The sequence below is a fragment of the uncultured Mucilaginibacter sp. genome (assembly GCF_903893715.1).
In the GTDB taxonomy this organism is placed as follows: Bacteria; Bacteroidota; Bacteroidia; order Sphingobacteriales; family Sphingobacteriaceae; genus Mucilaginibacter.
The window spans coordinates 1-10,475 of sequence record NZ_CAITNG010000026.1; the positions used below are offsets into that span (position 1 = coordinate 1).

The window sequence follows — 10,475 nt, forward strand, 5'->3', positions numbered from 1 at the left end:
GAACTTTGGGATGCTATATTGAACCTGTTAGAACCTAAAGTGACACTTGACCCTGTTGTTATAAAAGCTAATGGACCTCAATTTACTACAAAATTAACATGCTTGTAAAAGTTCGTTGCGCAACAGCCACGGCACGCGTGCGCCAGCACGGGGGTCATTGTCTTTTGGGCGATTTTTTAGATTTCGCCAAATAGGAATTTAAGAGCGAATCTGGATTGAAATATCTACCTAATTTATCTCCTACATGAGTATAAACTTTGCTAATAGTGTAATCCCTTAAAGGATTTTTTTTTCTAACAAGCACAAAGTTGTACATATAGGCCCTCATATTTTCACCATCCCAAATTACTGTGCCATCGAAATAACTCGTATCCTTCCCCAATGGCAGTTCATAGCTCTTAATTGTTGGCCCAAATTTCTGAGTTAAAGAAGGAAACTTTTCTTTATATGTAATGTTGTCAATCCCGTTATTTATTTGGACGCTAACATTTTTAATGGGTACATATCCATCGTTTACTATCGCGAAACTGGCGCTGTAACGAATGGAGTCTGGGTCCTCAAAATTCGCTTTTGGATTTTTGTTCGGTAATCTCCCGACTGAAATGCGAATAATTGGTAAATTGTCTCCTCCTGTAATATACTCATTAACGCCTTCTTGTATTTGGGCGTTTTGATGGAAATATTCTCTAAAACTTTTTACGCTGCCGATTAATGAATGGTTATCATTCTTTAATGATGTTATTTTGCCGCTTAAGGAATCATTTTGAGCTTGAATAAACTTCAATTCCCTTTTTGCACTATCCAATTGTATTACATTTCTTAGACTATCAATACTTTTTTGCTTTTTAGCCGCCTGATCTTTCCCATCTTGAACAACGATTTGAACAATTGCGGCAATTAATGTTACTAAAATAATTGCTGTACTTATCGAGCTTTTCGCTCTTTTCCAAAAAAGTTTTAAAGCGGTTAAAATAGCAAGCATTGTTGCTATAGTTATTGCCAATCCCATATGTAAATGTACATTTTTTTCTCCCACTGGTCGAAGGTTACATCTTCGTCCTAAAATATTTTAAGCTTTGAGATTAAATAGTTGGTTTTCGTAAAACAGAATGCTTACGTCATTTAGGTCGAAGTTACGCTACTCTAAACTTCGACCAGCTTTGAAAAACCTTATCATTTCAAATTTTATGTCATTTCGACCGCAGGGAGAAAACTTCTGTAAGAGATTAGTCGGCGTGCTATATATCTGGCGTGAATGTATTAGTTCGCAAAGGTTTCTCGTCGCTGCGCTCGCTCGAAATGACAATATTTTATATTTCTTTTGTAATTTTTGTAATAATAAATTATTCTTCGTACATTGCATATAATTTGCAATAAAACACCTTTTTGTGCTTTTTAGCCCCTTTTTGGGGTTGGGCATCGCTATGCTTTATACTGAAATTAAAACCAAAACTTGATATATGAAAACGATTGACGCATTTACACTAACACCCAAACAACAACGCTTTTGCGATGAGTATTTGATAGACATGAACGCTACCCGGGCTGCCTTGCGGGCTGGGTATACACAGGCTACGGCCATGAACGGGCAATTGATGGAAATGCCCAAGATTCAGGCTTATTTGAAAGGGCGTACAGCTGAGGCGGCGCAAAAACTAAAGGTGAGCCATGAAACGCTTTTGGGCGAATTGATGAAGGTTGCCTTTGCCAATATGGGCGATTATTTTGGGGATGATGGTCGTGTGAAAGCCATGGGCGATATTGCGGATGATAGAAAAAGCGCGATATGGAGTTTGAAGGTTTCGGAAGGGAAATATGGCACTACCGTGCAATTACGCTTGCACAACAAACTGGCGGCTTTGGAAAAAATTGCCAAGCACATCAAGTTTTACGATGTTGAACAAAAACAGCCGGAACCACAAGAGGCGGTTTATGTGGACAAAGGAGACCTGAATGATGATGACCGCTTTGAAGATGACAGTATTGACGCGCTGGATAAGGAACTGTACGAAAAGAAGGTAAAGCTTGAAACGCTGCAAAGGGAATTGTACCTGAAGGAACGGGATTTAAAGCAACGGGAGGCGGATTTGGCGACAAGGGAAATGGGTATTCAGACCGCCTTAGCAAATGCTGCGGCGGCTGAAACGGCTAAAAAAGGTGAAACGGCGAAAACGGAAAGCGCGCCGACCAATACCTTTAGCAACCCGGGGTTGAGCGGCAGGAAGTTGAGCAATGAGGTAATGAAAGAACGCCGCCAGCAGTATTTGAACAGTTTGCCGCCTAAGCCCGGGCAGAAGGTGTTTTTTTGAGCAAAGCGCATGGCGCAAGGCGTTTTGAATAACTTGTGGCGGATTTGAATTTTATGTGGCGTTTGTTATTTGGGGGATTGGAAATGTCTGGCCAACGATATGGCGTACATGACACACCGCTCCACCCCTCTCAAGAGAGTAATAGCACGGGCCGGGCTTTGATTTTTTTGTCTGTCGGGGATTGGAAATTACAACCAACGATTGTAAGAGATTTGCCGCGCAAAGGCGCGAAGACGCAAAGTTTTTGAACGGCATTCTCAGCGGCTTATGCGGCTTTGCGGGAACATAAAACAGACTGGATTTCCTTAAAGGCATTACTATAAATATCCATATCTCCGACAGGGCGTTGCAAACGCAAGACCAGGTTAAGCGCTCGTTGCAAACGAGCGCAAGGTGCAAGAATAAAAACTAAATGAAAATATAAAACACCCATAAATACCCATAACAGAAAAATATCGAACACCGAATATCCAATATGGAATGAAGAAGTAAAATCGATATTCGACATTTAAAGTTCATTATTCGATATTCACGGATACCCATAAATACCCATAGGTTTGTTCATTGGTCATTGGGTCATTAAGTCATTGGTTGGCGGGTTACTTAGCATGTTGTGTGCCGATCCGTTAGCCAACGGACGACATTGCGGATTAGTTTAAACACCTCTGTCAGCCGACAGGCAGGCATAAGGCACGAAGGGACGGCGCTGGTACGATAGCCCATCACCCGGCCCAATTCTCCCTGTCGAGGCTCCGGTAATGTATGGCCTCGGCTAAATGTTCCAGCAGGATATCATCGCTGCCGGAGAGGTCGGCAATGGTGCGGGCCACTTTTAGGATACGGTCGTAAGCGCGGGCGCTGAGGCCGAGTTTCTCCATCGCTTTTTTGAGGAGCGTTTGCCCGGCCGTGTTTATTTTGCATAGCTCGCGTACCATTTTGGTGCTCATTTGGGCATTGCTATGCAGGCCGGGTTCGGTGCCAAAGCGGGCCAGTTGTATCTCGCGGGCGGCTATTACCCGCTCGCGTATCAGTCCGCTTTTTTCGGCGGGCCTGTCGGATGAGAGTTCCGTAAAATTCACCGGCGTAACCTCTACGTGCAGGTCAATACGGTCCAGCAGCGGGCCTGATATTTTGCTTAAATATTTCTGTACCATCCCCGGCGGGCAGGTACATTCCTTGTCGGGATGGTTATAATAACCGCAAGGGCAGGGGTTCATACTGGCGATGAGCATAAAACTGCTGGGGTATTCCACCGTTAGCCGGGCGCGGCTCACGGTTACCTTGCGTTCTTCCAAAGGTTGGCGCATTACTTCCAATACGGTGCGTTTAAACTCGGGGAGTTCGTCCAAAAACAATACCCCGTTATGCGCCAGCGAAATTTCGCCCGGCTGCGGGTTGCTGCCCCCGCCAACGAGGGCCACATCGCTGATGGTATGGTGCGGCGAGCGGAAGGGCCGCACGGTAACCAAAGCATCGCTGGTACTTAGCTTGCCCGCTACGGAGTGTATCTTGGTGGTCTCCAAACTTTCCTGCAAGCTTAGCGGTGGCAATATGGAGGGCAGCCTGCGGGCCAGCATCGTCTTCCCCGCCCCCGGCGGACCGATCAGTATCACGTTATGGCCGCCCGCGGCGGCTATTTCCAGGGCGCGTTTGATGTTCTCCTGCCCGCGCACCTCGCTAAAGTCGCTGTCGTAATTGTTAACGCTGTTGTAAAACTCTTCGCGGGTGTTTACCACGGTAGGGCGCAACACGGCATCGCCGTTAAAAAAGTCGACCACCTCTTTGATGCTTTCAACGCCGTAAACGTCGAGGTCGCTTACAATGGCAGCCTCGCGGGCGTTTTGTTTGGGTAGTATAAACCCTTTGAAACCTTCTTTGCGCGCCTGTATGGATATGGGTAAGGCACCCTTTATAGGCTGCAAGCCCCCATCCAGCGAAAGCTCACCCATGATGAGGTACTTGTCCAGGTTTTCGGTTTCCACCTGGTTTGATGCCGCCATCACGGCAACGGCGATGGTGAGGTCGTAAGCCGAGCCTTCTTTGCGTACATCGGCAGGGGCCATGTTTACCACCACCTGCTGGCGCGGCATTTTATAGCCGGTATTTTTCAACGCCGACTCAATGCGGAAATAACTCTCCTTAATGGCATTATCGGGCAGGCCCACAATAAAGTATTTGGTGCCTGCCAAAATATTTACCTCAACAGTAATGGTAGTGGCCTGTATGCCATAAACCGCGCTTCCGAAAGTTTTAACTAACACGTGTATATATGATTATAAACGAAAGATAAAGGAAATATACAGAACCACAAAAAACCCAGCAATATCTTGATGACGTATGCGTCTTTTGCTTAAATTGGCAGCACATTTATCCATCATCAACATGAAAAAAATCGCGCTTATCCTCTTCATCGCCTTCGCATCGGCAAAGGCCTTTTCGCAAAAAAGCATTGATATTAAAGACGCCGCCAAACACATCGGCGATAGCGTAACTGTTTGCAGCAAAGTATTCACCACCCGCTATCTCGACCAGGCGGGCATCACCTTTTTAAACGTAGGCGGCGCTTACCCGGATAACCTGCTTACCATCGTCATCAAAGGAGAAGACCGTAAGAAATTTAAAGACGCGCCCGAAGATGCCTTTAAGGACAAAAACATCTGCGTAACCGGCACCATCATCGACTATAAAGGCAAACCCGAAATAGCCGTTACCGACCCCGCGCAGATAAAGATTAGTGATAAATAAAACTCCATAAAACAGGAAAACCGGCATAAGCCGGTTCCCTGCAATATAGTTTAAAACAAAAGAAACTACGATTTTGGTTTCCCCGACACATCGAAGGGTATAATCACCCTGAAGCTGATATTACGCCCCATGTTGAAAATGCCGGGCGTAGTAACCGCCGGTCCGGGGTTGGCGTTATCAAAATACTTCAACCGGCTCATGTTCGATTGATAGTTCACATTGGCCAAATTGGCGCCTTCAACAAATATTTTGATGATGGCATTACCGGCTTTGTTCACAATATCGCCGCCAAAGCCCGCGCCTATCAGGTTATAACCTGCGGTATAGGTTTCGGTGCCATAGGCTGAGAAGAATCTGGTCTGCGGGTCAAAATGGTCTAACCCAACCGATACATACGTATTCTTAAAATACGCGAAGCCTTTGTTAAAGCTGCCTCTCAGCTCCGAGTGCGTATGCAATGGCGGTATAAATGGCAAATACTTCAAGCTGTCGGGTACAGTACCGCCTGTCCCCAGGTTTTCACCATAGGTTAGGCTCAACGAGTTCTCAAAATGCATCCATTTGTAAGGGTGTATATCCAGATTAATTTCGCCACCCTTTATGCGGGCTTTGCTTTGCACATAGGTAAAAGTATTATACCCCTGTGTTAACACCGGCTGGCCGTTGGCATCCAATACCTGCTCCTGAAAAATGTAGTTCTGTATATCGTTGTTAAACAACTCAACACTGGCGGTAAAATCCGGCACGGTTAAAAACGCGCCGAAATCTTCCTGTACGCTAAACTCGGGCTTAAAGCTGCTGTTCCCAATATGGTATATTTGCGAACCCGGGTCGGGCCCGTTGGCCGAAAGCTCTGCAATACTCGGCGCCCTAAAGCCGCGTGCAATGTTCGCCTTTAACAGGAACGAGCGCGAAAAATTATATGTCGCTCCAAAACTACCCGATGCGCCCGAAAATGTTTTACTCAAGGCGTTAAAATGGTTAACTACATTGGGTGTCCCTGTCGGGTTGTTGCCGGTATAAACTGTAGGGTAGTATTTAACGGCGGTATCTATATACTCTGCTTCGCCGGTAAACGAACGGGTATCATACCTTGCACCTGCAACCACGTCCAATTTGCCAAAGCTCTTTTTCAGGATAAAGAATGGACCAATGTCAAACTGGTGATAGGCCGGTATCGGGAAGGCCGTGCAATAACCTAAAGTGTTGCTTTGGTACATGCCGTTTACACCTACCGAGGTTTCGTAATCCTTCAGAATGTCGAAGTTGTACTTCACATCGTAAGTATAGGTCGTCAACTGCAGGTTTAAGCCCGGTATGTCGGCATTGGTAGGGTGCGTAAACTCGAGGCGGTGGCTGTATTGATAGCCCAGGTTGACCAACAGTGTCCCATCGCCCAGGGCAAAACTGCTGTTATCGTAAATGCGGTACAATTGTACATGCTGGTGCAGGGTGGGTATATTGTACGAGTTCAGGTCGCCGTAATTTACGATGGGCCTTGTCAAATCAGCATCGGTAACCTGTTTGGTAAACTGGCGCGTAACCGAGTCGCGGCTGCCGTCAGGTATCGCCTGCTCATCATCAAATATCGATGCGTTGAGGTATGAGTACCCCCAAGATTTGTTCAAGCCAAACATCACACGGGCATCGTTTTCTTTAAAATTGGTAGCGTATACACGGCCATCATGCTGGTTCTGATAATCCATCGCTTCCTTGGTAGATAATACGGTCCCCCATACGAAGCCATTGGTATTACCTTGCAAATTGAACGAACCACCTATCAATCCATTGTTGGTGCCATAATTCCCCTGCACCGAACCCAATATTTTGCCATCGGCCACGGGCGATGCCGTAATCAGGTTCACCACCCCGCCAATCGCGTCCGAGCCATAGGCCAAACTGGCCGGGCCTTTTATTACTTCTACCCTGTCTATCGAGTTTTGGTCCACTTCTACGCCATGCTCATCGCCCCATTGCTGGCCTTCCTGGCGTATGCCATCTTCCAGCGTTACCACACGGTTATAGCCCAAGCCGTGTATAAATGGTTTCGATACGTTTGGCCCGGTGGTTACCGCGCTAACGCCCGGCAAATTAGCAATCTCGTCAATCACGTTTCCTGCGGCGGCATGTTCCTCAATAAATGTTTTGCTAATGGCCACCAAAGGGATAGGGCTGCGCTTAATTTCAGTAGCGCGGCTAACGCCTGTTACCACTACTTCACTCATTTCGATGGAGGACGCCTGTAACTGAAAATTGAGTACCGTGGTTTTCGAAAAATCAACCTTCTGGCTTATCGAGGCATAGCCCACATAACTCACCTGTACCAGGTAAATACCTTTTGGTAAATGGCTCAGGGTGTATTTGCCGTCGGCGTTGGTGTTGCCGCCTATCTTCAGGTCGGGTACAAAAACTGTTACCCCTATAAGCGTCGAGCCGTCTTTTTTGTCGGTAACAACACCAGTTAGTGTGCCATTGCCCGGTGGGTCGGGGTCGGTATGTCGTTTAGCCGCCCGGGCAACCGGTAAGGCCAATAGGTATATGCAAATAATTGCGAATAATTTAACTTTCATGAATATTGGTGAGATGTGAAAATTGATAAACTGATACTGATTGCCTATACTAAAATCCAATCGTTTTGATAATCAACGATTAAAAAACAGGTATAAAATCAGTGGGAAAATTAAATCAGGCCTGTGGCGGTGAACGCCCGGCCGAAAGGATAAGTGCAATACCTCTATAATCGTGTTGACGTTTATATTGCGTATCGGCAATGGTTGTAAAAATTGCGGGTATGGCATCGGTAAAAATAGCCATGTGCGTATGCTGCATGGCATCGCACAAATAACATTTTTCTTTTAAGGTTTGCCCGGTAGTTGTGTTTTTTGCCGATGTGATTTTAGCAACCGGGTGTTGGTGAGCATAACCGGCAAATTGCCCTACTGCAAAACAGATCAGCACTATCCAGGCAAAAGCTATATGGCGCAAACGGCTCTTCATTACGGGGTTAACGGGTCAAATACTTAATTGTTTTTAATTGAAAGCGTTGATTAGGCTAATTAACACCATTTCAATCAAAAAAGTACAATATTGTTAACAAATATAAGCTTTTGGTTTAAATATGGTTTTTTTATGATAAACCTACCAGGTAACAATTTTGTGATGAAACCCCGCCGGTATTAAATTATGCTGGTTTTATTGCCGGCCATAAACCCTATATTTGTTGGATGACGCCTGCTGAAACAAACATCCGATACAAACAACTGCAAGAACGCCTTGCCGCCGATTTTGATACCGATACGCCTGATATCAAGGTGATGTTGTTTTTGATTGGCGTACAGGAACTGGGTCAGGGGCCGCGCAAGTTTAGCAAACGGCAAAAGGAAGAACTGATGCATATTGCCAATTGTAAGCTTTTTAGTAAATTAGGGTTTTATGAGCTCGAAGGCTTGGATCAGGATGGTTGGCCGCATTGGAAACTGGTGAAAGTGATACCGCCCTACACACTGCTCGAGCAGGAAATGCTCATCAAGTCGCTTATCATCGACTATTTTGACGAAGTTTTATCCTGACCAAAATTGATATGAAGAAATATTTTGCACTTGTTTTGTGGCTCTGTGCGGTGTCGGCAGCTTTTGCCGGGCCGCCAAAAAACCAATACGTACGCATAAAAACAAGCTATGGTACCTGCATCATCAGGCTGTACAACGAAACCCCGGGGCATCGCGATAACTTTATCAAACTGGCCAAACAGGGCGTTTATAACGGACTATTGTTTCATCGGGTTATACAGAATTTTATGATTCAAGGCGGCGACCCCGATTCTAAAACTGCCAAGCCCGGCGCAGCGCTCGGCGACGGCGACCTGAAATACACCGTCGATGCCGAGTTTCGCGACAGCCTGTTCCATAAACGCGGCGTGCTGGCCGCCGCCCGTAACAGCGATGATGTAAACCCCAAACGCGCATCCAGCGCATCGCAGTTTTATATTGTGGAAGGCAAGCGCTATACCGATGCCGATTTGGACAAAGTTGAAAAACTACCCCGCTATGCCGGCATGAATTATAAGATACCGCAATCGCAACGGGAAATTTATAAAACCGTTGGCGGCACGCCCAGCCTCGACCGTCTGTATACCGTATACGGCGAGGTAGTGAGCGGCCTCGATATGGTCGACCGTATTGCAGCCGTGCCTAAAGATGCCCGCGACCGACCTTTACAGGACGTGCCCATGACGGTTGAAGTGTTGAGCAAAAGAGAGTGTAAGCAATTGGATAAAATATTGGGCATTCCCGAAAACTGATAGCATAAAGAAGTAAAAAACTTCGATATTCGATGTTTAATATTCGATATTCATCATTCAATGAAAATAATCACATACAACGTTAACGGCATACGCTCGGCAATTTCAAAAAACTGGTTTTCGTGGCTGCAAGCTACCGATGCCGATGTGGTTTGCCTGCAGGAAATAAAAGCTACTCCCGAGGTACTCACCGACCTGTTATTGGTGGAGCAAATGGGCTACCAACACTACTGGTTCCCGGCCGAAAAAAAGGGTTACAGTGGTACAGCCATATTTTGTAAACAAACGCCAAAACACATTGAGTATGGCTGCGGCATTGCCGATTACGACCGCGAAGGCCGCAACATTCGTGTCGATTTTGAAGATGTTTCCGTGATGAGCGTTTATTTTCCATCCGGCTCCAGCGGCGATGAGCGTCAGGTTTTTAAGTACAAGTTTTTGGATGACTTTGGTGCCTATCTCGATCAGTTAAAATCGGCATACCCCAAACTGGTGGTTTGCGGCGATTATAATATTTGCCATCGCCCAATCGATATTCACAACCCAAAATCAAACGCCAACTCATCCGGCTTTTTGCCCGAAGAGCGCGAATGGATGGAGAACTTTATCAATTCCGGTTTTATCGATACCTTCCGTCACTTGAACAAAGAACCGCATAATTATACCTGGTGGAGCTTCCGTGCCAACTCGCGCGCCAAGAATTTAGGCTGGCGTATCGATTATAATATGGCTACCACAGCGCTCGAGCCATTCATCAAACGGGCAGCTATTTTATCGGAAGCCAGGCATTCCGACCATTGTCCCGTTTTGCTCGAATTAGACTTATAGATAATTTCTATAATGTTAGGCTGATAGTATTTTTTTGATTTGGTTGATAGCCTCATACCTAACCGGGGTATATGTAAACAACGATTTTACAGATTTTGCCCGGAATTTTAAAAGGTCCTCTTTTGCGTTTGTCATCTTTTTGTTTTTTGTGCTGCTTTTCAATTTTGCCTGGCCATACTATAACCGCAAATTTGTCATTTACAGTGAATTTATCTTTTTTGATTATCTTTTTTTAAGCCGGGCCCTTATTGTAGGTATCAATTTTTTCGTTCACCGCGATGAATTTTCAAAGA

General features: G+C 45.7%; 10 protein-coding genes. 5 read left to right on the plus strand and 5 right to left on the minus strand.

What is annotated here, in order from left to right:
- Positions 1 to 154: 154 nt before the first annotated feature.
- Complete coding sequence (locus QZX97_RS03675; protein WP_295655314.1) at positions 155 to 1,036, minus strand: hypothetical protein; 882 nt, start codon at positions 1,034 to 1,036, stop codon at positions 155 to 157.
- A gap of 424 nt (positions 1,037 to 1,460) precedes the next feature.
- Here QZX97_RS03675 and QZX97_RS03680 point away from each other — a divergent pair, with 424 nt between their 5' ends.
- Positions 1,461 to 2,309 carry a terminase small subunit gene (locus QZX97_RS03680; protein ID WP_295655313.1) on the plus strand — a complete coding sequence of 283 codons (849 nt, stop codon included), beginning with the start codon at positions 1,461 to 1,463 and terminating at the stop codon, positions 2,307 to 2,309.
- 265 nt (positions 2,310 to 2,574) lie between these two features.
- Here the strand turns inward: QZX97_RS03680 and QZX97_RS03685 are convergent, their stop codons facing one another.
- Both QZX97_RS03685 and QZX97_RS03690 read right to left on the minus strand, forming a co-directional pair.
- Entirely contained in the window at positions 2,575 to 2,817 is a 243-nt protein-coding gene (locus tag QZX97_RS03685) for a hypothetical protein (protein ID WP_295664197.1), read from the minus strand.
- 214 nt (positions 2,818 to 3,031) lie between these two features.
- Complete coding sequence (locus tag QZX97_RS03690) at positions 3,032 to 4,570, minus strand: YifB family Mg chelatase-like AAA ATPase (RefSeq protein WP_295655310.1); 1,539 nt, start codon at positions 4,568 to 4,570, stop codon at positions 3,032 to 3,034.
- Positions 4,571 to 4,691: 121 nt separating this feature from the next.
- Here QZX97_RS03690 and QZX97_RS03695 point away from each other — a divergent pair, with 121 nt between their 5' ends.
- Positions 4,692 to 5,054: a hypothetical protein gene (locus tag QZX97_RS03695; RefSeq protein ID WP_295655308.1), complete on the plus strand. Its 363-nt coding sequence runs from the start codon at positions 4,692 to 4,694 to the stop codon at positions 5,052 to 5,054.
- Positions 5,055 to 5,119: 65 nt separating this feature from the next.
- Here the strand turns inward: QZX97_RS03695 and QZX97_RS03700 are convergent, their stop codons facing one another.
- Together QZX97_RS03700 and QZX97_RS03705 are read right to left on the minus strand one after the other, a co-directional pair.
- A complete protein-coding gene (locus tag QZX97_RS03700) occupies positions 5,120 to 7,624 on the minus strand; it encodes a TonB-dependent receptor (RefSeq protein ID WP_295655306.1) in 2,505 nt (834 codons plus the stop codon).
- A 115-nt stretch (positions 7,625 to 7,739) separates the two neighbouring features.
- Positions 7,740 to 8,051 carry a hypothetical protein gene (locus QZX97_RS03705; protein WP_295655304.1) on the minus strand — a complete coding sequence of 104 codons (312 nt, stop codon included), beginning with the start codon at positions 8,049 to 8,051 and terminating at the stop codon, positions 7,740 to 7,742.
- A 227-nt stretch (positions 8,052 to 8,278) separates the two neighbouring features.
- Between QZX97_RS03705 and QZX97_RS03710 the strand changes: the two genes are divergently transcribed.
- Genes QZX97_RS03710 through QZX97_RS03720 form a run of 3 tightly spaced genes read left to right on the plus strand, consistent with a single transcriptional unit; the run spans position 8,279 to position 10,182 of the window.
- Positions 8,279 to 8,623 (plus strand): hypothetical protein, encoded by a 345-nt coding sequence (locus QZX97_RS03710; RefSeq protein WP_295655302.1) that lies wholly within the window; start codon positions 8,279 to 8,281, stop codon positions 8,621 to 8,623.
- 11 nt (positions 8,624 to 8,634) lie between these two features.
- Complete coding sequence (locus QZX97_RS03715; RefSeq protein WP_295655301.1) at positions 8,635 to 9,354, plus strand: peptidylprolyl isomerase; 720 nt, start codon at positions 8,635 to 8,637, stop codon at positions 9,352 to 9,354.
- A gap of 60 nt (positions 9,355 to 9,414) precedes the next feature.
- Positions 9,415 to 10,182, plus strand: coding sequence for an exodeoxyribonuclease III (locus QZX97_RS03720; protein WP_295655299.1), 768 nt, complete (start codon positions 9,415 to 9,417; stop codon positions 10,180 to 10,182).
- Positions 10,183 to 10,475 lie beyond the last annotated feature (293 nt).

Coding starts and splice junctions, on each gene's coding strand:
- QZX97_RS03680 (WP_295655313.1), top strand. CDS start 1,461: ATGAAAACGATTGACGCATTTACACTAACACCCAAACAACAACGCTTT.
- QZX97_RS03685 (WP_295664197.1), bottom strand. CDS start 2,817: ATGTCGAATATCGATTTTACTTCTTCATTCCATATTGGATATTCGGTG.
- QZX97_RS03695 (WP_295655308.1), top strand. CDS start 4,692: ATGAAAAAAATCGCGCTTATCCTCTTCATCGCCTTCGCATCGGCAAAG.
- QZX97_RS03700 (WP_295655306.1), bottom strand. CDS start 7,624: ATGAAAGTTAAATTATTCGCAATTATTTGCATATACCTATTGGCCTTA.
- QZX97_RS03705 (WP_295655304.1), bottom strand. CDS start 8,051: ATGAAGAGCCGTTTGCGCCATATAGCTTTTGCCTGGATAGTGCTGATC.
- QZX97_RS03710 (WP_295655302.1), top strand. CDS start 8,279: ATGACGCCTGCTGAAACAAACATCCGATACAAACAACTGCAAGAACGC.
- QZX97_RS03715 (WP_295655301.1), top strand. CDS start 8,635: ATGAAGAAATATTTTGCACTTGTTTTGTGGCTCTGTGCGGTGTCGGCA.
- QZX97_RS03720 (WP_295655299.1), top strand. CDS start 9,415: ATGAAAATAATCACATACAACGTTAACGGCATACGCTCGGCAATTTCA.